18 protein-coding genes are annotated in these 25,850 nt (G+C 50.8%); 15 read left to right on the top strand and 3 right to left on the bottom strand.

Annotated elements, in window-relative coordinates; translation table 11 throughout:
• Window positions 1-227 precede the first annotated feature (227 nt).
• Window positions 228-596, top strand: coding sequence for a hypothetical protein (locus ACO0LD_RS17295; protein ID WP_423008979.1), 369 nt, complete (start codon window positions 228-230; stop codon window positions 594-596).
• Window positions 597-686: 90 nt separating this feature from the next.
• Here ACO0LD_RS17295 and ACO0LD_RS17290 read toward each other — a convergent pair whose 3' ends face one another.
• Together ACO0LD_RS17290 and ACO0LD_RS17285 are read right to left on the bottom strand one after the other, a co-directional pair.
• Window positions 687-2,258 carry an oleate hydratase gene (locus ACO0LD_RS17290; protein WP_423008977.1) on the bottom strand — a complete coding sequence of 524 codons (1,572 nt, stop codon included), beginning with the start codon at window positions 2,256-2,258 and terminating at the stop codon, window positions 687-689.
• A gap of 150 nt (window positions 2,259-2,408) precedes the next feature.
• Window positions 2,409-2,750 (bottom strand): four-helix bundle copper-binding protein, encoded by a 342-nt coding sequence (locus tag ACO0LD_RS17285; RefSeq protein ID WP_423008975.1) that lies wholly within the window; start codon window positions 2,748-2,750, stop codon window positions 2,409-2,411.
• 612 nt (window positions 2,751-3,362) lie between these two features.
• On the opposite strand from ACO0LD_RS17285, the gene gspG reads away from it, so the two are divergent.
• The 14 genes from gspG (at window position 3,363) to ACO0LD_RS17215 (ending at window position 16,266) form a co-directional block, all read left to right on the top strand.
• Entirely contained in the window at window positions 3,363-3,803 is a 441-nt protein-coding gene (gene gspG, locus ACO0LD_RS17280; RefSeq protein ID WP_423008973.1) for a type II secretion system major pseudopilin GspG, read from the top strand.
• A gap of 14 nt (window positions 3,804-3,817) precedes the next feature.
• Window positions 3,818-4,999 (top strand): type II secretion system F family protein, encoded by a 1,182-nt coding sequence (locus ACO0LD_RS17275; protein WP_423008971.1) that lies wholly within the window; start codon window positions 3,818-3,820, stop codon window positions 4,997-4,999.
• Between the two features lie 98 nt (window positions 5,000-5,097).
• Complete coding sequence (locus ACO0LD_RS17270; protein ID WP_423009276.1) at window positions 5,098-6,747, top strand: GspE/PulE family protein; 1,650 nt, start codon at window positions 5,098-5,100, stop codon at window positions 6,745-6,747.
• 10 nt (window positions 6,748-6,757) lie between these two features.
• The gene (locus tag ACO0LD_RS17265) at window positions 6,758-7,390 is read left to right on the top strand and encodes a hypothetical protein (protein WP_423008969.1); all 633 of its coding nucleotides are present in this window, start codon (window positions 6,758-6,760) and stop codon (window positions 7,388-7,390) included.
• Window positions 7,387-7,953: a hypothetical protein gene (locus ACO0LD_RS17260; RefSeq protein ID WP_423008968.1), complete on the top strand. Its 567-nt coding sequence runs from the start codon at window positions 7,387-7,389 to the stop codon at window positions 7,951-7,953. Before ACO0LD_RS17265 ends, ACO0LD_RS17260 begins: the two co-directional genes overlap by 4 nt.
• Window positions 7,950-8,504, top strand: coding sequence for a type II secretion system protein GspM (gene gspM / locus ACO0LD_RS17255; protein WP_423008966.1), 555 nt, complete (start codon window positions 7,950-7,952; stop codon window positions 8,502-8,504). Before ACO0LD_RS17260 ends, gspM begins: the two co-directional genes overlap by 4 nt.
• Window positions 8,504-8,977 carry a hypothetical protein gene (locus tag ACO0LD_RS17250; RefSeq protein ID WP_423008964.1) on the top strand — a complete coding sequence of 158 codons (474 nt, stop codon included), beginning with the start codon at window positions 8,504-8,506 and terminating at the stop codon, window positions 8,975-8,977. The genes gspM and ACO0LD_RS17250 overlap by 1 nt, the downstream gene beginning before the upstream one ends.
• A complete protein-coding gene (locus ACO0LD_RS17245) occupies window positions 8,974-10,848 on the top strand; it encodes a secretin N-terminal domain-containing protein (protein ID WP_423008962.1) in 1,875 nt (624 codons plus the stop codon). Before ACO0LD_RS17250 ends, ACO0LD_RS17245 begins: the two co-directional genes overlap by 4 nt.
• Before the next feature lies 1 nt (window position 10,849).
• A complete protein-coding gene (locus tag ACO0LD_RS17240) occupies window positions 10,850-11,320 on the top strand; it encodes a type II secretion system protein (protein WP_423008960.1) in 471 nt (156 codons plus the stop codon).
• On the top strand, window positions 11,295-11,795 hold the full coding sequence (locus ACO0LD_RS17235; protein ID WP_423008958.1) for a type II secretion system protein: 501 nt from the start codon (window positions 11,295-11,297) through the stop codon (window positions 11,793-11,795). Before ACO0LD_RS17240 ends, ACO0LD_RS17235 begins: the two co-directional genes overlap by 26 nt.
• A gap of 693 nt (window positions 11,796-12,488) precedes the next feature.
• Window positions 12,489-13,559 carry a pectate lyase family protein gene (locus ACO0LD_RS17230; protein ID WP_423008956.1) on the top strand — a complete coding sequence of 357 codons (1,071 nt, stop codon included), beginning with the start codon at window positions 12,489-12,491 and terminating at the stop codon, window positions 13,557-13,559.
• Window positions 13,560-13,711: 152 nt separating this feature from the next.
• Window positions 13,712-14,530, top strand: a complete 819-nt coding sequence (locus tag ACO0LD_RS17225) for a pectate lyase (RefSeq protein ID WP_423008954.1) — start codon at window positions 13,712-13,714, stop codon at window positions 14,528-14,530.
• A gap of 136 nt (window positions 14,531-14,666) precedes the next feature.
• A complete protein-coding gene (locus ACO0LD_RS17220; RefSeq protein ID WP_423008952.1) occupies window positions 14,667-15,206 on the top strand; it encodes a type II secretion system protein in 540 nt (179 codons plus the stop codon).
• 256 nt (window positions 15,207-15,462) lie between these two features.
• Entirely contained in the window at window positions 15,463-16,266 is an 804-nt protein-coding gene (locus ACO0LD_RS17215; RefSeq protein WP_423008950.1) for a beta/gamma crystallin-related protein, read from the top strand.
• A 518-nt stretch (window positions 16,267-16,784) separates the two neighbouring features.
• Here ACO0LD_RS17215 and ACO0LD_RS17210 read toward each other — a convergent pair.
• Window positions 16,785-25,556, bottom strand: a complete 8,772-nt coding sequence (locus ACO0LD_RS17210; RefSeq protein ID WP_423008948.1) for a GH36-type glycosyl hydrolase domain-containing protein — start codon at window positions 25,554-25,556, stop codon at window positions 16,785-16,787.
• Window positions 25,557-25,850 lie beyond the last annotated feature (294 nt).

Raw genomic sequence — 25,850 nt, 5'->3', positions numbered from 1 at the left:
ATCCCGCAAGTAAAGAACCGCGCGTCACCGACAATGGCGATCATTCTCTCAGGAAATAAGTTCTAGTTGAAACTATACTATCGGAAAACAGCTAGTCTATTCAAGGCAGAATTCAATTCGTTACGAAAGTGAGAGAATACGTTACTTGCACGGACATGCATTAGGTTAATAATCTTTCCAGCGGCCAAGTAAGCGTTTGGCCTGACACCTGTTTTAAGGATGCATGTGTGGAAAACACGATATTTTCAGAATTGAAGTTTTGGCTGATGATGATAGCCTCGGTGGTAATGCCTTTTGGCATCTACAGCTACCTGATATTAAAAAAAGCCATCTCCAAAAAAACCACCCTGGTATTTGGGTTTGCGCTGGTTGCCATTGCTGGCATGGACGTTTATTTTCTCAAGGTGCTCTCAGCTGCCGCAAAACTGTCACCCTCACTTGCTGACGACACGATATTTGTCTCGGAGGTTTCGCTGGCACTGTATCTGGTACCTGCCATGTTCGGTGGTATTGGGGTCAATATCATTTCACATGTGCTGATCAAGCATCTGGATGAGGCGAATCAGCGATTCAAGAAAGAACACCCTGAGTCATGAGCTTTGCTGGCTGTCAAAAGACATCATTTTGCGATGCAATGCAGCCTTCCCCCTATGGAAGGCTGCGTTGTTTTTAGAGCCGACAGCTACTTATTTAAACGCCTTGACCAGCGCTTCAAACTTCGTCCCCAAGGATTTGTCGTGCGCCGTAATTGGCGGCACTTCACGATTTACACCCAGCAACTGATATACCGCCATCTGGGCAGCACGCACTGAATATTCCACAGTAAAGACCACATCATCCGGTACTTCGACAAACTGGCTGATGAAAGCAAAGTTTTTTGTACCCGGCGGCACAGGCAAAGGCCGGTCGCCAACTGAACGTGGCATGAACATGCTGGTGATGTAAGGCATGCGGCAGGGGATGCAATTGGCATTGTCAAACACTTCGGCATCAAAGCGCAGGTGGCCCAGCAATTCTTCAAGGATTTCTGCTCCGCTGCATTCATTCATGGGTTTCGCCACAAAGTCACCGATGCGGTCTGGGTAGAGTGCATAACCCCAGAATACCTGGACATTAGCAGGCTGGTTGATGAAATGCGGCTGGTGCGCCAGCACGATAGACATCAACCAGTTGGAATCCTTGAACGTCACCAGCCCGCCGGTGCCAGCTTCATTACCACTGAATTTTTGCATCAGATCAAAGAAACGCGGATCTTTGAGTGTGACCGTGAACGATTCCCACCAGGACTGGGCAATGCAGGTATTGAAGGCTGCCGGATTACCCATGTTGGGTCTTTCAGCCGCAAGCTGTTCCCACAAACGCCAGCCGCAACTATCTATCTTGCTGCGTTTTTCCGGCGCGCTGCTCATCGAGCCCAGGCTGGATGCATCGGTCATGGAACCGTTTTGCAGGAATACCAGGTCGCCGTCAGCAACGGCGATGCTTTCTGTCACGCCGTCACGCAGGCATTCCAGGCCAGTGACCTGGAACTGCTCATTGATCGCAGTGTGCGTCAGTTTTTGCACCTGGCAATTCGTGATGAATTGCACGCCATTTTGTTTCAGCCAGGTTTGCAGCGGCAATACCAGCGAATCATATTGATTGTAGATGGTGCGCTTGACACCCGCCAGTGTCTCTATGCGTGAAAATTCCATCATGAATCTATGCAGATAGCGCTTGAACTCGACCGCACTATGCCATGGCTGGAAAGCAAACGTCGTTGCCCACATGAACCAGAATTCAGTTTCAAAGAAGGAGGGCGATAGCCAGTCAGTGATGGTGCTGTTGCCCATCTCTGCCTCATCTGCCTGGCTCAGCTTGAGCAATTCCATGCGGTCTTGCATGGAGAAACCCATGGACGACACCGGCACCTTGGCGCGCCGCTTGTCTACCAGCCGGGCTTTGGAATTGGACTTGTAGTGCTCGTTGAATTCCACGGTTTCTTCAAATACCGATCTTCCCGGATTATGCAATGAGGGGATGGATTTGAACAAATCCCAGGTACATTCATAATTGTCGGTCGTCAGCATACGGCCACCACGCAATGAATATCCCTGGTCGGGATTACCAGCACCATCCAGACTGCCACCGATGAGGGAGCTTGCTTCGAAGATGGAAATGTTATCGCCCTTGATTTTTCCATCGCGTATCATGAATGCGGCAGCTGCCAGTGAGCCTATGCCGCCGCCGATCAAATATGCTTTTGTATTGCTGGTCATGATTTCCTTGATATGTTGAGTTACGCCGAGTATTTTTTTGACATATAACATCCTCGCATGCATGCCTTTGCATGTTTTGCGCTATGACAAACAAATCAAATTTTTGCTTCCTGATGAGTTGCAACAACCAAGCTTCTCTCGAAGCGGATATCACATATCAGTACAACTATCCGCGCAGGTCCGGCACGCTTTTGCACACTCGCTCATCATGCCATCAGCATCCGCATGGGCTTCGCAGAAAGTCGCGCAAGACAGGCAAATTTCTGCACATTCTCTCGCCAGATGCATGTGGTGCGGCGAGCGGCGCGCCATGAAATCCGCATGCACCAGGCAAATCTGCGCACAGTCCAGCAGGCTGACCAGGTGCAAAACTTCACTGTGATGGCTGTCACCATGCATGACATGGGCAGCGGTTGCAGTGCAAATGCGGTGACATGCCAGGCAGTTGGCCAGGCATTGTTCCATTTTCTCATTGAGGGCTTGTAAGCTCATTGCTTTTTCCTTGAGTGCGGATGACTGAGACTGAACTGGACAATGTCCGCATGCATTACCTGAACCCTAAGAGGGTCGAATCTCAGATGTATGAGGTGTATGAGGTGTATGTATACGTCATTTTTTTTAAATGGAATGTACGTTGGCGTACATGGAGAACTCTGGTGATGAGGCTTTGGTGTGTCGTTCGTCGCGATCTTGCGACAGCTGTGTTTTGATTTTTAGTAGTAGAACATCCTCCTTGAAATTGCAAAATGCTTCACTGCAATATCTATTTTTTCTTGCCACAGATGTACGCTTGTATCTGATAAGAGTTCACTAAACTCGGCGCAAGCAATTGCGCAAGTAAGTCACATTTACGCTGCAATGCAGCTAAACACCTATCTGTAGCTTGCTCCCACCGGTAGTACCAGTAAATGCTGTTTTTGCTATGAATTGCCATTCACAAAAGAAAATTCGCATAGTAGAATGTATTTTGGTCAGGCCAATATTTATTCAGGTCTGACCAATAATGGTGCATATTTCGAACCCATCTTTACATTCGGAATTGATGGTGTGGCAATGAAAATAATCACTTGGCCACCTTACATTCGGGGGAGGTAATTCATTCATATGAGAAATGAATCAGATAAATTCATGCGTGGTTCTTCGCAGGCGGCAGGCTTTACGCTGCTGGAATTGCTGGTGGTAATTACCATTATCGGTTTGCTGAGTGCCTACGTTGGCCCCAAGTATTTTTCTAAAGTAGGCGAGTCGCGACAAAAAGTAGCCAAGGCGCAAATCGAGTCTTTCAGCAAGGCACTGGACAATTACCGGCTGGATGTAGGTCGCTATCCATCTGCTGATCTGGGCTTGAATGCACTTTTGGTCAGGCCAGTTGGTCTTGCTCGCTGGAATGGCCCTTATCTGCAAAAAGCCATACCACCTGACCCTTGGGGGAATTCTTATGCCTATCGCATTCCAGGGCGCAATGGCAAGGAATTCGATTTGTCGTCCTTCGGTGAAGATGGTCGTGCTGGTGGCACCGGTGAAGCAGCCGATGTCAGTAATTAAGGGCTGAGGCAAACATGCGTTATGCCATCCGTGCCGTAGGTCGTGACAATCGCGTGCAAATGCTGGAGCTGGATGCAATTGATGCGGATGCAGCGTCGCGTGCCGCCGAGTCCAGGCAGATGACAGTGCTGGAAGTACGCGCTCTGTCGGCGCAGGCACAAAAGCGTGGCAAGAATTTTTCATTGCTGTTGTTCACGCAGGAATTACTGGCCTTGTTGCAGGCAGGCCTGGGTTTGATAGAAAGCCTGGAAGCACTGGCTGAAAAAGATACGCAAAGCGAAACAGCCGCCATCCTTTTTCGCCTTTTGGCAAGAATGCGGGATGGCTTGCGTTTTTCAGTGGCAGTCGCTGCTGAGCCTGAATACTTTCCGCCTTTATTCATAGGCATAGTCAGGGCGGCTGAACGTACCAGTGATTTGCCACAGGCCCTGTCTCGCTATATCGAATATCAGGTGCGCATCAGCGGTATTCGTAACCGCATCGTCAGCGCCGCAATTTATCCGGCGATATTGCTGATTGTAGGTGGCATGGTCAGCATGTTTTTACTTGGTTATGTGGTACCCCGGTTTTCTGTGGTTTACCAGGGTAGTGGCCGTGAGTTGCCATTGATGTCGCAATGGCTGATTGCCTGGGGAGCAGTAGTGACTGCCCATGGCAAGTTGCTGCTGATCGCTGCAACTGGATTGCTCTGCACGATGTTTTTCTGGTTGCGTCATTTAAGACGATCAGCTTACCTGATGGTGATGCTGACACGTTTGCCCGGTGTGGCGCAGCGCGTCAATATTCTTGAGCTGGCACGTTTATACCTGACCTTGGGCATGTTGCTGGAGGGTGGTATTGCCGTTGTAAATGCGCTGGAAATGGTCAGCGGTACCTTGTCCGCGCACAGGGCCAAGGCTTTATCTGCTGCACGCTACAGCATAGTTCAGGGTGGCAATTTTTCCGATGCATTTGAAAAAAATGATTTAACCACGCCGATAGCCTTGCGCATGCTGCGGGTCGGCGAACATTCAGGACAACTGGGGTTGATGCTGACGCGGGCGGCGCTTTTTTATGATGCAGAAACTACCTTGTGGATAGAAAAATTCAGCAAGATCTTTGAGCCGGTATTAATGGCCTTGATCGGCATTGTGATTGGTTTGATCGTGGTGTTGCTGTACATGCCTATTTTTGATCTGGCGGGTACTTTGCAATAAATTTGCAATAAATTTGCAATAAATGCGTAGCAGGTTTGATCGTGGTACGGACTGGTCTTTGGCATAGTCTGCAGTCAGGAAGGGAGCTTGTGAATATGATGGATACGGCGCGTACTGCGCATCGCAATTCCCTGCAATCAGGCGGGGCATTCTTTATTGAGCTGGAAGCCCTGACGCACATAGAACCGCGGGTCTTGTTGTCGCAGACAGCAGCATTGTTTCACATGGCGACGATAGATATGGCCGCCATGCTGGCATATGCACCTGCATTTGAATGCCTGTCGCTGGCACGTGCCCAGGTGCGCCAATGCGTACTCCTGCGTGATGCGCAAGGAATGATTGCAGTGGTCTGCGACCCCTATGATCAAGACTTGCAAATCTGGCTGGAAACCCTGGCTGACGTAGCGCTGCAATGGCGGCTTGCTTTACCTGGCGAAGTACATGCCTACCTGGCAAAACAAGAGGAGTCGGTACGGTCCATCGATACCATGATCCATGATCAGCAAGCAGATAGCGAACAAAGAAACCTGCTGGAAAACCTGAGCTATGCCACCCTCAATGATGTTGCCAGTCCCGCCGTCAAGCTGGTGAACTCCACACTTTATGATGCCTTGAAGACAGGAGTGTCCGACATCCATTTTGAGTCAACCCCAAATGGCATGTTGACCAAATACCGCATCGACGGGGTATTGGATCAGGCCGCGCAGGTAACGGGCAGGGCGCTGGCGGAGCAGGCTATTTCCCGTATCAAGGTGTTGGCCGAGCTGGATATTTCTGAGCGCCGGGTGCCCCAGGATGGCAGTTTCAGGGTAGAAGCTCAGGGACGTGAAATTGATTTGCGAGTATCCATCATGCCCAGTGTGCATGGCGAAGATGCCGTGATACGGATACTCGACAAACAAGCCATGGTGAGTGCACATGGCGGCCTGACACTGGATGCGTCCGGTTTTGCCGATGACCATCTGGCGACCATACGGCGGCTGGTGGCTGAGCCCTATGGCATGGTGCTGGTGACCGGGCCTACCGGGTCAGGCAAGACCACGACCTTGTATGGTGCGATGACGGAAATCAATACTGGCCGCGCCAAGATTATTACGATTGAAGACCCGGTTGAATATCATCTGTCAGGCATTTTGCAGATACCGGTGAATGATAAAAAAGGCTTGTCGTTTGCCCGTGGCCTGCGCTCGATACTGCGGCATGATCCCGACATCATCATGGTCGGTGAAATTCGTGACCAGGAAACCGGTGAAATTGCCGTACAGTCTGCATTGACAGGGCATCTGGTCTTGTCCACCGTGCATGCCAACAGTGTATTCGATGTGTTTGGCCGTTTCGCCCATATGGGGATAGACCCCTATTCCTTTGTTTCTTCACTCAATGGCGTTATTGCGCAGCGTCTCATCAGGCTCAATTGCAGCCATTGCAGTACTGACTACATACCCGACGATGAAGAATTATTGCGCAGTGGCCTGGAGCGCGCAACGGTAGAAAATTATTTGTTCCGGCGCGGCATAGGTTGCGGTGATTGCCGTGGCACAGGCTACCGGGGGCGGCGTGCCGTCGCAGAAATACTGATATTGGATGACGCATTGGCCGAGCTGGTGATTGAACGCCGGCCTTTGCGACAAATTAAGGAAATGGCACGTGCCGGCGGCATGCGCAGTTTATTTGAAGACGCATTGAAGCTGGTCGCCAATGGTCAAACTACTTTGGAAGAGGTTAAGCGTGTCACTTTGGCGGGTTGAAAAGAATCATTTGAAAATTGATGGTCAAGAGATATGGTTGAGTCGGGCGGATGGCAGTTCACCACAGCGACTGAAAGCGCAGCCAGGTGACTGGGATGCATTGCGTGACGAACTGGTAAGCATGCTGACACCAAAAGCCGGTCTGAAGGTGGTGGTGGCTGACTGCTGGATACGTTATTTTTTAATGGAGTTGCCGGACGGGATAGTGAATCTGAAAGATGCTTTTCGCCTCTTGAACGCACGCTTTGAAAGCCTGTATGGACAAGCCGCGACAGACTGGCTGCTGCAGGCGGACTGGCACAGAAACGAGCCCATGCTGGCATGCGCACTGCCACGTAGCTTGTTGCAGGCTGTCGATACCTATTCATTGTCCAGCCTGGAACCTCACCTGGTGACGATCTGGCGCAAACAATGTGCCAGCCTGCCCGCCACTGGCGCATGGTGTTTTGTGCAGGATGGTATCAGTACACTGCTGTACTGGCAGCAGGGTATCTTGCGGCTGGTACGTCAACTGCACTGTGCCGATGTGGATGCCTTGTTGGCGCTGGAGTTGCTCAGGCTGGGAGAACAATTGCCAACTGAAAAATTCTGGACTGGTGATGCCAGGCCCACGCAATGGCACTTGCTGGAAGCAATCGCATGAAGCCTGTGCAAATCAATTTTGCAGAGAACAGTCATCCCTGGCACTGGGGATGGCGACAGCGTGGAGTGCAGGTATTCCTGGTACTGCTTGCGCTGGCTTTGTGCACGGCAGTGTTGATCTGGAATGGCTGGCAGCGTCTGCAGGCTGACATGCTGGTACTGGATGAAAAGCGTCTGCAATCGCAGCGCAGGCAAGAACAGCTTGATGGCCAGACTCTTCAGTCCAGACAACTGGGCAGTGAAGAGATACGCCTGTTACGTCAGTCTGAATACTTGCGAAACCTGCCCTGGGAGGCAATTTTTCTGGCCTTTGAGAGTGTGCCAGGTGCCGGGCTGGATGTTTTTGAGCCTGAACTGATGCGTGGCATGATCAGAGTACAGGCACATGCTGAAAACCTTGTCACCATGCAGGCATATTTACGCAATTTAGAGAAGAATCAGGCTTTTTCAAGAGTAAATTTGTTACGTCATGAGACGCAGGAAAGACGTTTGAATTTCCATTTCGAGGTCGTCCTGGCTGAGCCATATCGCATGCCGGATCTGCAGGCCAGGGACGCACCATGACTATCATGGACAAGCTGAATAACTGGCGCTGGCACTGGAATGTGCTGGTACACAGGCATGGTCTGTGGCCTCTACCTGGCGTACTTTTTCTTGTGTTGACTTTACTGATGTGGCTGCTGTGGTTACCTGCAGAGGGCGCGCGCGTGCAGGCAGAAATTGAGGAACTATCAGCACCGTCAGCTAGTGCAGGTGTCAGCAAATCTGTGCAGACAGGGAGTGGCTTTAATCTTCCTGCGGAAGTCAAGGCAAGCGATAGCGTACAGCATATTTTGCAAATGGCGAAAGAGTATGGATTGGCTGTCGCGCAAGCAGATTACAAGCGGCATGCAGATGGCCATATCGGGCGCTGGCAAGTGCAATTGCCTGTCACTGCCAGTTACCCACAGATACGCCGCTTCTTGCGTGCAACACATGAAATCCCGGGCCTGTCATTAGATGAACTTGGCTTGCGCGGTAGTGATACAGGTGCCGGTGTAGATGCCCGTCTGTCATTTTCTATCTGGTTTGAGGTGGAGAAACCGGCAAGCCCTGTGATGGAAGGAGCATCCTGATGTCAAAAAGAATGGCCTGGATGCTGGCAGTATTGGCTGGTATTGGTTTGTTGATCCTGTTTGACAGGCCATCTGCCACTGTGCCCGAAACCGAAATCAGCCAGCCATCGCGACGCGCTTCATCTGCCATGCCTGAGATGAAAGCAGAGAAACAGGTGCTGCTTGCGGATGCAGCGATACCTGATCTGTTTGCCGACCATGTAGTCGCACCGGTCAGCCAGCAGATGCAGGGCGATGATGGCGTAAAAACAAAAGTTAGTGTTGCAGAAGTCGATTTCAGTTTGCTTGGCTTTAAAGAAGAAAATGGCAAGCGCGAGGCATTTTTAATGAGAAATGGTGACGTGCTGCCAGTTGCTGCCGGACAGCTCATAGAAAAGCGCTACCGTATTCTGAGCTTGCAGCAAGACAGTGTGCATATCAAAGACAATCAATCGGGTTCGGAAATCCGGATCGGCTTCAAGGTGAATCAATGAGACGAATTGCTAGAAATGCGTTGTTGCTATGTGGCTTGCTGGGTTTGGGGGCATGCGCAAGCACTGAACAGACAAAGCAAACAAAGCCGACTGAAATTCGTGCATTACTGGATGCAGGCAAACTGGAAGAAGGCATAGTGCAACTGGAAGACTTGTTGAGGCAAACACCAGGTCATGTAGAAGCCCGCGTGTTACTGGTGAATGCCCGCCGTCAGTTAGCTACCCAGTTGCTCAACAAGGCAGCGCAAGACTTGCGACGTGAAGCCTGGGATGAAGCACAGGCAGCTTACCGGCAAGCGGCAGCGCTGGGCGAGGTCGAGCAAGCCATGCTGGGTGTACGCACGCTGGCTGCCAGCCAGTACCAGGCCAGGCTATTGAGGAATGTGAATGAGCTTTGGGACGCGGGGAAGTCTGATCAGGCTCGTAAGGAATTACAGGCATTTCTGCTTGAGTTTCCCCGACATGGCAAAGGCTTGTTGTTGCAGAGAAAAATAGGCGAGGCCGAGCCAGGGATAAAAAACCTGGTGTTGAGCAAGGCTTTTCAAAAACCATTGAGCTTGCAGTTTCGTGATGCGCCTGTGCGTGCAGTGCTGGAAGCGATGGCGCATTCTTCTGGCATCAACTTTACGCTGGACCGTGACGTGCCTTCCGATATGCGGGTCAATCTCGACTTGAGAGATACCACCGTCGAGCAGGCTTTACGCAATCTTTTGATGAGTACGCAGTTGGAACAACGCATCGTCGATGAACGTACTGTCCTGATCTACCCCAGCGACCAGGCCAAGCAACGCAGTTATCAGCAACTTAGCATACGCAGTTTCAAGATCGCCAATACAGAAGCCAAGCTGGTAGCAAACAGCCTCAGGACTTTGCTGAAGACCCGTGACCTGGTGGTGGATGAAAAACTCAATATGCTGGTGATCCGTGATACGCCAGAAACCATACGCATGGCAGCAAAACTGGTGGCGCTGCATGATGTGGCCGAACCGGAAGTCATGCTGGAAGTAGAGATACTGGAAGTTCAGCGTAGCGACCTGGAAGCGCTGGGGGTCAAATGGCCGGGCAATATCGGCTTGAGCCCCCTGGCTAAATCTACTATGAGTGAAGACGGCAGTATCAGTGGCGCAGCCTTCACGCTGCATGACCTGACCCACCTGAATTCGCGCAGTGTGCTGGCTAGCGTGGATGCCATGAAATTGTCTGCTACCGTCAATCGTGAAAATGTCAGTGTGCTGGCGAACCCGCGCATACGTATCAAGAGCAGGGAAAAAGCATTGATCAAGGTGGGCGAAAGGGTGCCCAGTGTGTCATCCAATGTGACCGCCACCGGGGTGACATCGCAGTCGGTGAATTATCTGGACGTGGGTCTGAAACTGGAGGCTGAACCGATAGTCTACCTGGATGATGAAATTTCTATTAAATTGAGCCTGGAGGTCAGCAGCATACTCGGCACTATTTACGACAGCAATAATCAACCTTATGGTTACCGCATAGGTGCCCGCAATGCCAGCACGGTTTTGCGTTTGCGCGATGGAGAAAATCAGGTGCTGGCCGGGTTGATCAGTGACAACGACAAACGTTCAGTCAATGCCATACCCGGCCTGGGGGAGTTGCCGGTGCTTGATCGCCTGTTTGGTAATCGCGGTTCAGAAAGAAGCAAGACGGAGATCGTCCTGTCCATTACGCCAAGGGTGATACGCAATCAGACTCAGGGTGCATCGGCTGATATTGAGTTTGATGCTGGTACCGATGCCAGCCTGCGTGGCCGTGATGGGCTGCCAGGGCAGCAACCGACCGCATTGCCGCAACAGGCGGCACCACAACAGCCCATTTCAGTCAGCCCGCCAGCAGGCGAGAAAGCCGGCGGCTGATATGCGCAGTCAGGGTTTTACTTTGATAGAGCTGATGGTGACACTGGTGATTGTGTCTTTGCTGGCCACTATCGCCTTGCCGGTGGCACAGGTGGCGGTGCAGCGCCAAAAAGAGCAGGAGCTGCGTCTGGCCCTGCGTGAAATACGTAATGCACTGGATGATTACAAACGCGCCAGCGGCGAGGGGCGCATTGGCAGCACGCCGGATAGCAGCGGCTATCCACCTGATTTGCTGTTGCTGGTGAAGGGTGTTGCCGACCAGCGCAGTGCCAAGCCAAGGAAGATATTTTTCTTGCGCCACATTCCACGTGACCCGTTTTGTGACGACAGTAGCTTGCCTGATGAGCAAACCTGGGGCCTGCGTTCTTACCAGAGTGAAGCTGACAAGCCCAAGCCGGGCGAAGATGTCTACGATATACATTCCAATTCTGAACAGGTCGGTCTGAATGGCATACCCTATCAACGCTGGTGAAACCGCGCATAGCACGTACACGCATGCCCGCATGCGTGTTTATCTATGGGTGCGGCAGATCACCTGTAAACACGCGAATAGGCATACCCTGAAGCACGTACACAAGCATGCAGGTGCACACGGCTTTACGCTGATTGAATTGCTGGTGGTGCTGGCGATATTGTCATTGCTGCTGACGATTTCCGTGCCACGTTATTTCCATAGCATCCAGCAATCCAGAGAGGCTGTCCTCAAAAAAAACCTGCATGTGACACGTGAAGTCATCGATAAATTCTATGGCGACACCGGTCGCTATCCGCAATCGCTGGATGAACTGGTTGAGCGTAGATACTTGCGATCACTACCGCTGGATCCGGTCACTGACAGCAGCGCGACCTGGGTACTTGTCGCTCCTGAAAAGGGCAGTGGCGTGTACGACATTCAAAGCGGAGCACCGGGTGCAACACGTGAAGGTTTGCCGTTCAGCCGTCTGTGAATTGCTTGTCTTGACGGACTTTGATGTAATTTTTCGAGCCCCTCCATTCCCTGAAAAACTGGTCTGACCAGTATTTTCATTTTCTTGCAACAGCATCAAAAAAACAAATTAAATTTAATAATTGGCCTAACCAAATTTAATTATTGGTTAACCATAATTTATATTGGTTAGGCCAATTGTTGTTTTTTAGGCTTATTTTATTGATTAATTTATAGGCGAAAAAGCAAATGAAATATCTTGAAATCAATCTAATCAGGATACATCCCTGTCTTTGCTAAAGTGTATTTTAAGTAAATTAACTGTAAATTAGATTAATTATTGATGTTGATAGAAGATTTTAATATTTTTGTTAATTCACCTGAGGTTTGTATTAAGACTAAGAAATACAGTTTTAAGCGTTTTTTTCAGGCACTGATGAAATTAGCATGATTGACAGTATCTTACATTTGCGAGCATTCTCGACCCAGATCGAAAAAGCTTTAGAAATTTCTAAAAATTTCACCCTGGTTTGATGGTTTGCAATATCCGGGCAGGGATTTTTTGGAGAAATTGAAATGCTGATTTTGATCTATCCCATACAGGGACATAACGCTGCCGTACGAGCAGTGAGAGCGATTAATTTCTATCGCGCTTTAGATGATCGCTTGCCCCGGTTATGGGCAAACCATCCATCAATATAAACGGAGACAAAAAATGAAGTTATCTTTTCTGAAGCTGACAGTATTGGCCGCAGGCATCACAGCTATTGCAGCCAGTGCTAACGCAATCGCTGCCCCGGTTGGCTATGGTGCAGCTACCACCGGCGGCGGTAACAAGACGCCGATAGTGGTTGCTACCATGGCTGCCATGCAGGCGGAGATAGACAAGTACTCAGGCAGTGGGGGCCTGGTCTTGAGCTATACCGGCAAATTCAATTATGCCAGTATTACCGATGTGTGCGCGCAGTGGAAAAAGCCTGCGCAGACTGTAGAAATCAAAAACAAGAGTGACGTTACCATCAAGGGCACAGCCGATTCCAGTGCCAACTTTGGCATTCACGTCGTTGGTGATGCGCACAATGTCATTGTGCAAAACATGACCATAGGCCTGTTGCAGGGCGGTGAAGATGCCGACTCTATTTCCATAGAAGGTAATTCTACCGGCAAGCCCAGCAATGTCTGGATTGATCACAATACCATCTTTGCTTCGCTGACGATGTGTTCAGGTGCTGGTGATGCTTCTTTCGACGGTGGCATAGACATGAAAAAAGGGGCAAACAATATCACCGTCTCTTACAACTACGTGTATGACTACCAGAAAGTGGCGCTGAATGGCTACAGTGATAGCGACACACTGAATGCAGGTTCAAGAACCACTTACCACAATAATCGCTTTGAAAATGTCAAGGCACGTTTGCCACTGCTGCGGTTTGGCAAGGCACATATCTTCAATAATTACTTCAGCAATGTCCATACATCCGGTATCAATGTACGCATGGATGGTCAGGTACTGGTTGAGTCAAATTATTTTGAGAATGTAGCTAATCCCGTTACTTCCCGCGATAGCAGCAAGCTGGGATATTGGGAATTGAAAAATAATTTCGTTGGCAGTGGTATTACCTGGACGGCCCCTGACAGCACTTCCAAACCTTATGCCAATGCGACCGACTGGGGCACTACCAAGGCCTACGGTGCTACGGGTTACTCCTACAGCGCAGCCGCCGCAGCTGGAGTGAAAGCCAAGGCTATTGCGACTGCTGGTGCACGTACCAATCTGGCGCAATAAACACGAAGGACAATCTTGATGTAGCCGGTCCTTACATGCAAAAAATCCAGTGACTGATCAAGTGATGGATGCTGTGCGGATCGTGCTGCTGAATATCTTATTGAATACCGTATTTGGAACCTTATTTAGAACCTTATCTGGAGATGATAAAAATGAAAAAATCATGTGGTTTACTTTTTGCAATTTTGGGTCTTGCTTTCGCAGTCAGCGCGCATGCAGCACCAGCCAAAAGGCCGGTGCCAGCATGTACCAAACAATCTGTTTCATCAACGACGACAGTACCTGCCAATACAGTCTTTGATGGTCTGGTCAAATTCGGCAAGATGGTGTGCCTGGTTGGTACTGGTAAAAGCATGGCTGGCGATCAGTCAGAGGATCAGATACCGCACTTCATATTGGAAGAAGGGGCAACGCTGAAAAATGTCGTCCTCGGTGATCCAAACTTTGGATCAGGACGGGATTTGAAGGCAGGTGGTGCGGACGGCGTACATTGCAGTGGCAATTGCAGGATAGAAAATGTGTACTGGGGTGATGTCGGTGAAGATGCGGCGACGCTGAAAGGCCCAGGTACGATGACAGTGACCGGTGGTGCTGCTTACAAGGCAGCTGACAAGATCTTCCAGAACAATGGCAAGGGCGGGAAAATTGTCATCACCAATTTTTATGCAGAAGAAGCCGGCAAGCTGTATCGGTCTTGTGGTAACTGCAGTGCGTCCAAGCAAAGTGCTCGCTTTGCGGATATCAGTAATGTGACAGTCTTCAATGTCAGCCATCCTGTTATCGTCAACAGCAGTTTCAATAGCAGCAAATTGCCCGATCTGAAAAATGCCTTTGATGTTGCTACTATCAAAGACCTCAAATCGAATATCACGCCTGTTTGCACTGGCAGCGTCGCAACAGTATCGGGCAATGAACCCAAGGATGATACTAATGCAGCGAACGTCGCCCGTTCTTGCAAGATATCGAATTAATTGTCATTTTAAGTGTTAAGAGAGTGCGCCATCAGAAACTTGATGGCGTTTCTCTTTTTTGAAAATTGTGGACGGCAGGTTGCAACGGACAAGTTTGTACCATGTCGCTCAGCATGAATGAGCAAGTAAAAATTTCATGACCATACTTAGCGTTCAGCGCTCACCAGGTTTAAGCCGTCAGGCTGGGTTCACCTATGTGGGCATCATGATACTGATAGCGGTCATAGGTATCGCTACGGCAGCGACGGCAACGGTAGCAGAAACAGCAAGGAAACGTATTGCCGAGGAAGAATTGCTGATTACGGGAAAGCAATACATCAAAGCCATACTCGAATATGAACTGCATACTCCGGCAGGCCATGCAAACCGTGCTCCCGCACGTCTGGAGGACTTGTTGCGAGACCCGCGGCAGGCAGGTGTGCGACGTTATATCCGGCAACTTTATCCCGATCCCATTACTGGCAAGCTTGACTGGCAACTGGTGCTTGCTCCCGGTGGCGGCATCATGGGCATCAAAAGCGCTTCTTGTGCCAACAGTATCAAACGCAGTTTTACCGCAGGTGATTTTACCTATCTGGATGGCAAGGGACGCTATTGCGACTGGGTGTTTGCCTATGTCATGGCTTGCGGTGCCAACTGCAAGGATGGCGAGAAAGCACAGCGCGAAAACAATTAAAGTTCGCCAACGAGCTTCGTATCTGTATACAATGTATTTTCATGTCATTTTGATCATTTGAAATATGTTGTGCATATAGGAATACGCAAGAATTTTATGTGTGGCAGCGTACAGACCAGATTTTTAAAAAAGGTAATGCTGTTCACATGGTGCCCGGGTATGAATATATTGTTCATACTGGCTCTCTTGCTAAGTCTGAATGGCGGGATGGAATTATCCGCCATGGCTTTTTCAGATTTCTACCTTGGAGAAACAAATGAAACAACAATTAAAATTCATCTTTGGTGTGTCCAGCCTGTTATTGGTCGCTCATGCGAGCGCTCAAATTGTGTTCTATGAAGGCGAAGGTTTCCGTGGCCGTACTTTTAGCGCCAACGGCCCGCAAAACAATTTCCGCAACAGCGGCTTTAATGACCTGGCTTCATCTGTGGTTGTTTCTAATGGCCGTTGGGAAGTCTGTGACGATGCCAATTTCGGTGGTCGTTGCATGATTTTGAGCAAAGGCAGTTACGATACCCTGTCAGGCATGGGTATGAATAACCGCATTTCTTCTGTGCGCCCGATCAGTAACAGGCGTCGTTATGATAATGAAATAGAAGCGCCTTTGAGCTCGCCGAATTATGATTATCGCCGCCGTCCGAATGAAGGTGTCTATGACGCACCTGTGACTTCAGTGCGCGCTGTGGTGGGCCCACCAAATGAACGTTGCTGGGTAGAGCGCCAGCAAGTTCAATCTGAACGCAGCGATCCAAATGTTGGTGGCGCGATTGCCGGTGCCTTGATAGGCGGCATTCTGGGCCATCAGGTTGGCGGCGGTACGGGCCGTGACCTGGCAACCGCTGGTGGTGCTGTCGCCGGTGGCGCACTGGGTGCCAATGCAGGACGCAGTAACGGTGGTACTTACGAGCGCGATGTGCGCCGTTGCCAGACTACGGCCAATACAACACCGCAATACTGGGACGTGACTTATAACTACCGTGGCACGGAGCATCATGTGCAAATGAGCTCTCCTCCGGGATCTACCATTGCAGTGAACCGTAATGGCGAACCCAGGCAGTAAAAATAGTTATCAATAGATTCAAGTGAGAAAGGCCAGATGCTGAAAAGTATCTGGCCTTTTCTTTTGTCTGCTATCAGAAGCCATCAGTAACAGTGAAAGCCATTGCATCGAATAAGCGATTGTCATCGCGCCATTTGTGATGAGTCTTGTCAAGCCAGATTCTGTCAGTTCCCATTCATTGCTTCAATAGCGCGCCTGGCCTTATGTTGCAGGAGCGGCTTTAGCCACGAATGTACGACACGGCCAGATGTTCGCGGCTAAAACCGCTCCTAGTGCCCGACAATCAAGGAGGCTCTGCATTAAGCATCGCTCTTGAAATCAACTTCAGTGTTTATGCGATTCCAGCATGGCTGCTAACATTCAATCAGCGATGCCCGAAAATTTTTGGGAAAATCATGTGCACTTTCATCCATGTAAAAACCCGCTCTCGCAAAAGCGACGGCGGGTTTTTAAATGGTGATCAGCTTTGGAAAAGACCAAGCTGCCGACTGAATGATTTTCCTCAAGTCCTGGTTAGATTACTTTTGAACCGGCTGTACATAGTTGAGTTCCACTACATGCTCACGCTGATCATCCATCAGAGGGATCAACAAATTACCCATGGCGATATCATCAATAAACAGCAGGCTTTGCCCATAAGCCACATCCCTCAGCTTGACCGTGATCTGGTAAGTGCTGCTCAGATGTTGGTAACGCAGGCTGAAGCTGGTCCACCCTGCAGGTACGCATGGTGTCAGGCTCAGGTGTTTGCCTTCGCGTTTCAATCCCAGCAATGACTCCATCATGAAGGTATACATCCAGCCTGCCGAACCTGTGTACCAGCTCCAGCCACCGCGCCCTGTATGTGGTTCGACTGCATATACGTCGGCACAGATGACATAGGGTTCGACCTTGTAGCGGGCGATGCTGTCTGGAGAGTTGCCGTGATGGATGGGGTTGATCATGTCAAATGCTTCCCAGGCGCGGGTGGCATCGCCCATTTTGGCGAATGCCATGCCAGTCCAGATGGCAGCATGGGTGTATTGCCCGCCGTTCTCGCGTACGCCTGGCACATAACCACGGATATAACCGGGATTTTGTCCTGAACAATCAAAGGCGGGATCGAGCAATTGTATGATCTGCTTGTCGCGCCGCATCAGGCGTTTATCCAGAGACTGCATGGCCTGTGTCGCCCTTTGCGGGCTGGCCGCCGCAGACAGTATGGCCCAGCTTTGTGAGATCGAATCTATCTGGCATTCAGCATTTTGTGCCGAGCCCAGTGCGCCGCCGTCATCAAAATATGCCCGTCTATACCAGGCACCATCCCAGGCGTTGGCGTCAATATTTTTCGATAACTGGCTGGCCTGGCTCAGACAATGCGCTGAAAACTCTTTGTCGTTACGGCTCAGTGCAATCGTCGAAAATTTCGTCAAGACCTGATGCAGGAAAAAAGCCAGCCAGACGCTTTCGCCCTTGCCCAGATGACCAACCTTGTCCATGCCGTCGTTCCAGTCGCAGGAACCGATCAGCGGCAAGCCATGGCTACCAAACCGCAAACCATGTTCTATCGCTTTGACGCAATGCTGATACAAGCTACCCGTTTGCCCTGATCTGGCAGGCAGGTCGTAGTATGAATCTTCTTCCTGATTAACTGCACGCCCTTCCAGGTAATGCAGTTCTTCATCAAGAATACCAAGGTCACCGCTACTGTTGACATAGCGCGCCACGGCCAGAGGCAGCCATAAATAATCGTCGGAGCAATGGGTGCGCACACCACGGCCAACAGGTGGATGCCACCAGTGTTGCACATCGCCTTCCAGAAATTGATGGGTAGCTGACAATAGCAGCTGTTCACGTGCCAGGGTCTGACCCGTATGCACCAGGGCCATGCTGTCCTGTAGCTGGTCACGGAAACCAAAAGCACCACCGGACTGGTAATAACCGCTGCGCGCCCATAGGCGGCAGGCAATGGTTTGATACAGCAGCCAGCCATTGGCCAACAGGTTCAAATCCTGGTCTGGAGTAGTGACCTGTACCGTACCCAAAGTATTGCGCCAGTATTCATGGACTTTATTCAGTGCCTGCTCAGCTGCAGTAATGCCTCTGTGCTGTTGTATGAATTGCGTGACATTGCCATTTTCGGCCATTGCCATACCCAGCACAAATACCAGACGTTTTTCTTGCCCAGGGCTAAGTTCGAATTCTTGCTGCAAAGCTGTGCAGGGATCCAGGCCTGCCCCGGTCTTTCCTGACAGGCGCTGTCTTTCCATGGCGGCCGGGTTACGCAAACTGCCGTTGCGGCCTATGAATTCATTGCGGTCGCCACTGACACTACGATTACCACCATCAAGGTCAAAGAAAGCCCTGCGCCCTGGGAATTCGGTATTGTACGGGTTGCGCGCCAGCAGGCAGCCGCTGGCAGGATCAATTTCCGTGGCGATATGCATCAGGGATTTTGGTCGTAAATCACCCAATACCCATTCCACATAACCGGTAGCCGACAATTTTCTTTGCTCATCCGATTCATTCACGACACGCAGCACAGAATATTTGGCTGCTGTATCAATGCTGACAAACACCGTCAACTCGGTACGTATGCCTTGTTCCTGGTGTGTGAACACGCTATAGCCAAAACCGTGACGCGTGACATAGTCACCGCTGCCACGGCAGGGCAGGGCCGTGGGTGACCAATAAGCCCCGGTGTCTTCATCGCGTATATAAAATGCTTCACCGCTACTATCGCAGACGGGGTCATTATTCCATGGTGTCAGGCGGAATTCATGGGCATTTTCAGCCCAGGTGTAGGCTTGTCCGCTTTCAGAAATGACACTACCAAAATGCGGGTTGGCCAGTACGTTAACCCAGGGTGCAGGGGTTACTTGTCCTTCCCTGGTCGTGATGACATATTCGCGGCCATCTTCAGAAAACCCGCCTATGCCATTGAAACTCTGCAGTTTTTCAGGTGAATGACTGAGCTTGTTACTGGTCAGTGTTTGATAACCGGTTTGTTGATACATCTGCTTGGCTGGCAACAGCTTGGGCGCCCGCAGTTCCACCAGGTCGCGCCGGTTCAATTGCTCCAGCAAGCTGCCGCGATGATCATTCAATATCACTCTGGCGACTGCCTGGAACAGGATTTTGTCTTCCGGTGAAATCTGCTCTGCCATTCTGACAAAGATACCGCCTGGTCGCTCTATGGCATGGGTGCCGATGACAGAAGAGATCATGCCCATGATTTGTTCCTGCAGGGCCTGGCGGTAAGTGGCATGGTCTTCATTCCAGATGACCAGGTCAACTGCCAGGCCCTTGGAGCGCCAATAGGCATGTGCCTGCACCAGTTGCCTGACCAGCTCTATATGATCCTGATGATTAATTTGCAGCAACACTATCGGCAAATCACCAGAGATGGCATAACCCCACAAACCTGACTGCCCACGGTGATTGCGGCTAAGTACGCTGGTATCGGCACGCAAAAGCGGGTTCATGTAGATGACGGAATTAGCCAGACGCCCATATAACTGCCCATCAGCTTCACTGATATTTAGCTGACGCAGCACGACCTGGCTATGCGTCCAGGAAAGTTCGATAACCCGGTCAGCCAGATGCTTGTCCTGGTATTTATCTATCATTGCCAAACAGAGTTCGCGGTTCTCCGCAACGCCGGTGACTACATCCAGCGTGGCAGCCTGTTCCGGTTCCAGCGTAATCTGATAGCGTATGGCGACGACTGGGTCGAGCACTGAACCCTGGCTGTCTGACAAGCGGCTGACACGCATGGCGGCCGGGGCTTCCAGGGTATTGCCGCGTCCTATGAAGCGGGCCCTGTCAGTTTCATAAGAAACGCTTTCCATGCTGGCACCATGCAAGGCCATCAGATGGAACATGCTGGGTATTTTTTCATCGACAGAACGCGGGCGACGGGTGCATAAAATTGCATGCTGCTCGTCCAGGATTTCTGTTTCAACAAACAGCTTGCTGAAGGCCGGGTGCATGGCATCTGCGGCTGCGGGTGCCAGCACAACTTCAGCATAGCTGGTGAAATCTATGGTGCGAGGATGGCGTGAACGATTGACGATGCGGGTGCGCCGTAATTCTATATCGTCTTCGGGTGACACCACGATCTCGGTGTGCATGTCAATATTATTGTCGCTACGCCGGAATTCTGCACGTCCTTCAGAAAAGATTACTTCATAAGTGGGTGAGTTGACCAGGCAGGGCTGGAATGCGGTTGACCAGTAACGTCCATTGTTGACATCACGCACATAGCAGAAACTACCCCAGTGGTCGCGGGTGCTGTCTTCATTCCAGCGAGTGACGGCCATGTCATTCCAGCGGCTATAGCTGCCGCCCACACTACTGATCATGACGTGATAGCGGCCATTTGACAGCAATTGCACTTCTGGTGTGCGGGTATTCACATGATGCAGGACACGCAAGGGGATTTCCTGGCCACTGCTGGCGCTGCGTATGTCAGCCAATTCGGTAGTGTTGGAATACACGGCACTGGCCTTGGGCACGCGCTCATGCAGCAGTGACATGGTGGCCTGGAACAATGGATCAGATTCAAAGCGTTTTTGCAAAGGCCGGTCGAGCAGCAGATAAGCCAATGACAAGAAACCCATGCCCTGGTGGTGGACCATGAAAGAGCGTATCAGTGCATGCGTCTGGCCGCGTGGCAAACGAGATGGGGTGTAGTCTATCGCCTCGAAGAAACCATACATTCCTTCAAAGCCCTGAGCCGACAATTGCTCCAGGTTGCTGCAGGCTTGTTCAGGCGCGACCATCAAAGCCATCATGGAAGCGTAAGGCGCAATCACCAGATCATCACCCAGACCACGTTTAAAACCAAGACCAGGAACACCAAAGGCGCGATACTGATAATTCAAATGCGCATCGAAAGTGTTGTAGCCGGATTCGGAAATACCCCAGGCTACACCGCGTTGTTGTCCATACTCTATCTGGCGTTGCACGACGGACCGGTAAGTCTGATCCAGCAAGGTGTTCTGGAAATTTGGCATGACCAGCAAGGGCATCAGATATTCAAACATCGAGCCACTCCAGGACAGCAGTATCGGTTCGCCACCTGCGATGGTCAGTTGGCGCCCCAATGCGAACCAGCTTTCCTGCGGGATTTGCCCTTGGGCGATAGCGATAAAAGTGGCCAGCCGGGCTTCTGATGCCAGCAAATCATAGCTGGCATTATCACGCCTGCGTTCGTTGACGTTATAGCCTATGGTCAGCAAGTGCGTGTTGGCATCATAGAGGAATTCATACTCCATCCTGGCAAACTCGCCGGTTTGCATGACCAACTGTTCAATTTGCAGGATACGGTCAGTAGCGCGTTTGCTGGCTGTCATCAACAATGCCACCAGGTCAGTATTGTGTTTTTCTATTTGTTGAGCCTGATCAAGCGAAAGCCCATCTTCATTGGGGGAGACATAGTCATACGCCAATTTTGCCAGTCCCTGCAAACTTGGTATGCTATCAAGCTGAGGAAATGCATGTATCCAGTTGGCAGGGTCAGGCAGGCTCAGCCATGGCGCCAGGTAAAGCAGTTCTTCCAGTTGCGCATGGGTTTGCCTGCTCAGGGCGCTTGCCCAGATATGGCTGGCGTTGTCGGCAGTTACAGTCACGCTGGACAAATAGGTATCTGCCTGATGCGTCAGTCGCTTCAGGCAGTCATAGATGACGATCAGGGATTTTGGCGCACCCAGGCACAGGACATCCAGGTCAGTTTCAAATTCCGCCAGCCTGTGCGCGATGCTGGCTCCCACAGAATTGCGTAGCAGCAGATAAGTATCATGCAAACCACAAAACAGGCGAGGCTGACAAATTGGTGCGTCAATTAATTCGCTTAAGCCCGGCCTTAGCGTCAGCAGATGACCGGCGAGATTACCACTATCCACCGTTGATACATACAAAGGCTGTAAGGGTTGCAGGCTTTTGGTGTCATACCAGTTATAAAAATGGTCTTGATAACGTTCCAGCCTGGCCAGACTGGCGTAGGTATTTTGCGTGCGCTGCAAAAGCTGTCCAGCGGGGATATAACCAAAGTCATAGGCTGCCAGATTGGCCAGCAGGGACAAGCCTATATTCGTCGGCGAAGTGCGGTGTGCAACCACGCCCACGGGCTGGTATTGCACATTGTCTGGCGGCAGCCAGTTATCTTCAGGGCCGACATAAGTTTCAAAAAACAACCAGGTTTTGCGGGCTGTGGCTTGCAAGAACTCTACTTGCGCTTCACTTAACTGTGATTCACGCCTTTGCTTGGCACGGCTCATCTGATAGGCGATGAGTGGTGAAATAAGCCAGAGCAATAATATTGGTGCGGCTGCCTGCAAGGCAAGTGGATTGACATACCGCAAGAGGAAAAACGTAGCGATCGAAAACGCCGGGGCTATCCACATGCTGCGAATATTATTCCACAGACTATTCTCGAACTGATGATTGCTGAGCGTGGATGGATTCCACTCCAGCAAACGTCTGCGCGAAATCAGTATGCGCCATTGCGTCCGCAGTATGGCATCAAGATTGATCCATGCTTCATACGGCAAGAAAATCAGGCTCAGGGATGCATGGATGAAATGCTGGGTACTGGAGCGCAATAAGGACAACAGATGCTGACGGAAAAAAACATCATCTGGTTTTTTACTCAGGCTCCAAAAAAATGCGCTGGCAGCGGGAATCAGCAAAAACCCGATAGCTGCTGCAGACCAGAACCAGGCATTTGGCAAGCTGCTCCAGGCGATCAGTAAAAAGGTGACAAGAGCAAGTGGCACCATGCTACGTCGCAGATTATCCAGCAACTTCCAGCGCGACAGCAAAGACAGGGAATTACCCAGTTGACTGGTTTGACCGCTGGTTTCATCCCTGGGGCCAGGTACTTTGGGCAGCAACCATGAAGCTATTTGCCAGTCACCGCGTATCCAGCGGTGGCGTCGGCGTATATCCGCCAGATAGCTGGAAGGATATTCTTCATATAGTTGCACATCACTTAACAGGCCGGCCCGGGCATAGCAGCCTTCCAGTAAATCATGGCTGAGTATGCGGTTTTCCGGCATGCGGTTTTTCAGGGCTTGCTCAAATACATCGATATCATAAATACCTTTGCCTATGAAAGAGCCTTCATCGAATACGTCCTGGTAGACATCAGACACACTGCGTGTGTAAGGGTCTATGCCAGCTTCGCCACCGCAGAGCAATTCATAGAAAGAGGCATCACTGGCCGGCAGACCGACCGCGACGCGGGGCTGCAGAATGCCATAACCGTCGGTCACTCTTTTCAGGTTTTCATCATAATGGGCGCGATTCAAGGGATGCGCCATCGTAGCAATGAATTTGCGTGCCGTATCACGTGGTAACTCAGTATCAGTGTCAAGGGTAATGACATATTTCATATGTTCCAGGCCAGCGGCATTGCCGATGACGCGCATGAATGCTTCCGTGCCTGTACCGCGCAGATAGGCATTCAGCGCGCCCAGTTTGCCGCGTTTGCGCTCATATGCCATCCAGGTTTTTTCTTGCGGATTCCATACCCTTGGCCTGTGCATGACCAAAAAATGATCGCCATTCGGGCGCGGATATTTCTTATTCAATACTTCGATGCTGCTGGTAATGTGCGCCAGCAACACTTCATCTGTTGGCAACTGTTCCTGATCGGCATCAGCAAAATCAGTCAGCAGGCAAAAGCGCAGGTTGGCATCGTTATTCGCAAGAAAGCGTACCTCCATGGCTTCGCATAAAGCATCGATATTGTGCGTGTTGAACAGCATGGTAGGTACCACGACCAGAGTACTGGATTCCAGCGGTATCCCTAGTGAAAAATCCATGCGTGGCAAAGGACGGGGCAGGGCAATGCAGGTCACCAGCCAATTCACCATGGACAAGGCAAACTGACTGCTGGCAATCAGGCTGACGACAATGAAACAAGTCAGCAAATAAGGATTGATGGCAGTATGTCTGGCCTGGTGCAGGAATAATCCAGTGCTCAGCAGACTCAGGATAGTGATGCTGCCCAGATAAATACTTAAGGCTGATTCACGCCCGGCTCGTTTGACAGATTCAGGGAAGCTGTGTTGCATCGCAGTTGAACGCTCCAGCTCGGCCCGTCCTTTCCCTATCAGGAAATAACCTATATGGGCATTGCGCGCAGCTTGGCCATGTTTGTTGGCTGCTTCACGCGCAAAGCGCAAGGCATTGTGAGCTACATCGGCTTCAGAAAAACTGCTGCCCTTGGCGATTTTTTCAATCGCGTGGCGATACAGATCACGCGTAGCGAAATCCATACTGCCATAGATGCCGGTTGGGTCATCGCGCAGGCAACGATCAACCACACTCATGTTTTCTACAAATTCACGCCAGTCCATGGATGTCAGGAGACGCAGACTACCTATGCTGTTGCTGATGGAAATCTGATCAGCAGCCTGTTGCTGCGAATCCAGATGTACCAGATGTTCTATGGTTTGCCCGGTCTCTGCCAGGCGCTGCGAAAGCCAGTTCAAAGGCAGTGCCAGAGCAGGCCCCTGTCCTTGCAGGCGTCTCAGCATTTCCGCCACGAAGGAGCTGTCCAGCGGTGGTTGTGAGCGTGACATGTCGGCCACCAGCAAGATGAGATTGCTGGGATCTTTCTCGGCAGTTTCTGCCATCTCCTCTGCCCATTTGGCCGCCAGGTTGCGGTGATTATGCGCAGTCGTCAGGTTGCTGGCGACCCTGCGCAGGTTTTCTATCAGTGCCAGGCGCAGCATGATGGGTATGGCCCACAGCTCGCCCAGCTTCAATACGGATACCAATTGATAAGCGCTGATGAAACGGCTCAGGTTTTCAGGATCAACCCTGCCATCCCCATGTGAAATAGTTTCCAGCGCAATGTCATATACCCGGGGCCGTCCAGCTGAGCTGCCGCGCAATAACCGTGGTAATTCCTTGCTGTAATCTTTCGGCAAATGACGCTTGGCTGTTCGTATCTGTTCTTCTATCAGGTAGTAATTATCCAGCAGCCAGGCCGCAGCTGGTGTTACTGGTCGGCCATCCTTGATGGCTTCCGTCAGCAAGGTACAGGCATTCATGATCACGTCCTGATTATCTGCCAGGCGTGACAGGAGTTGATCCTGGCCAAAGACAGAACTCAGTTTATGACTGTTCGCCAGTATGCGGCCATGCTGCTCCATTTGCAGGGCGCTGTACAAGTCGGCACGTAAAGGCAGTTCTGCGCCAGCCTGGGCAACATAGGCGCGCAAACGTAGCTGGCTGTTTTTCAAGACATTTTTTAGCTGATGCAGGCTGGCTGACAGCATATCTTTGGCTGATTTCAAATCGCACACTTCTTTCTTTTATTGGGATTTGTCAGTGACCGTCGTGATTGGTCGTCGCTGCCACGCCTTAGGCCATGTTTGCATGTGTGGGATTTCAGTATGCAAAAACGACGGTATGACCTATGAGAGCGGCTGTGCTTTGATAATAAAACATCAGCACTGGAGTGTAAGTTCGTTAGCGTACATACGCGCCTGATTCAAACCTCCATAGTGTCCTGCGCAGAGCTATGGATACCTGTGTCCATAGCCCACGGTGGGAGTGTGCGGCAACGAACAGACCTGCTCTTGCCGTGA

Origin of the sequence: Undibacterium sp. Ji83W (assembly GCF_049340385.1) — a bacterium.
Taxonomy (GTDB): Bacteria; Pseudomonadota; Gammaproteobacteria; order Burkholderiales; family Burkholderiaceae_D; genus Undibacterium.
Note: the sequence above shows the minus strand (reverse complement) of the source record. Positions and strands in the feature narration are given on the sequence as shown.

Bases quoted from the DNA above. Each gene is read 5' to 3' on its own strand.
- ACO0LD_RS17215 (WP_423008950.1), top strand. From the start codon at position 15,463: ATGAAACAACAATTAAAATTCATCTTTGGTGTGTCCAGCCTGTTATTG.
- ACO0LD_RS17260 (WP_423008968.1), top strand. From the start codon at position 7,387: ATGAAGCCTGTGCAAATCAATTTTGCAGAGAACAGTCATCCCTGGCAC.
- ACO0LD_RS17220 (WP_423008952.1), top strand. From the start codon at position 14,667: ATGACCATACTTAGCGTTCAGCGCTCACCAGGTTTAAGCCGTCAGGCT.
- ACO0LD_RS17240 (WP_423008960.1), top strand. From the start codon at position 10,850: ATGCGCAGTCAGGGTTTTACTTTGATAGAGCTGATGGTGACACTGGTG.
- ACO0LD_RS17235 (WP_423008958.1), top strand. From the start codon at position 11,295: ATGGCATACCCTATCAACGCTGGTGAAACCGCGCATAGCACGTACACG.
- ACO0LD_RS17285 (WP_423008975.1), bottom strand. From the start codon at position 2,750: ATGAGCTTACAAGCCCTCAATGAGAAAATGGAACAATGCCTGGCCAAC.
- ACO0LD_RS17230 (WP_423008956.1), top strand. From the start codon at position 12,489: ATGAAGTTATCTTTTCTGAAGCTGACAGTATTGGCCGCAGGCATCACA.
- ACO0LD_RS17275 (WP_423008971.1), top strand. From the start codon at position 3,818: ATGCGTTATGCCATCCGTGCCGTAGGTCGTGACAATCGCGTGCAAATG.
- ACO0LD_RS17245 (WP_423008962.1), top strand. From the start codon at position 8,974: ATGAGACGAATTGCTAGAAATGCGTTGTTGCTATGTGGCTTGCTGGGT.
- gspM (WP_423008966.1), top strand. From the start codon at position 7,950: ATGACTATCATGGACAAGCTGAATAACTGGCGCTGGCACTGGAATGTG.
- ACO0LD_RS17250 (WP_423008964.1), top strand. From the start codon at position 8,504: ATGTCAAAAAGAATGGCCTGGATGCTGGCAGTATTGGCTGGTATTGGT.
- gspG (WP_423008973.1), top strand. From the start codon at position 3,363: ATGAGAAATGAATCAGATAAATTCATGCGTGGTTCTTCGCAGGCGGCA.
- ACO0LD_RS17290 (WP_423008977.1), bottom strand. From the start codon at position 2,258: ATGACCAGCAATACAAAAGCATATTTGATCGGCGGCGGCATAGGCTCA.
- ACO0LD_RS17225 (WP_423008954.1), top strand. From the start codon at position 13,712: ATGAAAAAATCATGTGGTTTACTTTTTGCAATTTTGGGTCTTGCTTTC.
- ACO0LD_RS17270 (WP_423009276.1), top strand. From the start codon at position 5,098: ATGGATACGGCGCGTACTGCGCATCGCAATTCCCTGCAATCAGGCGGG.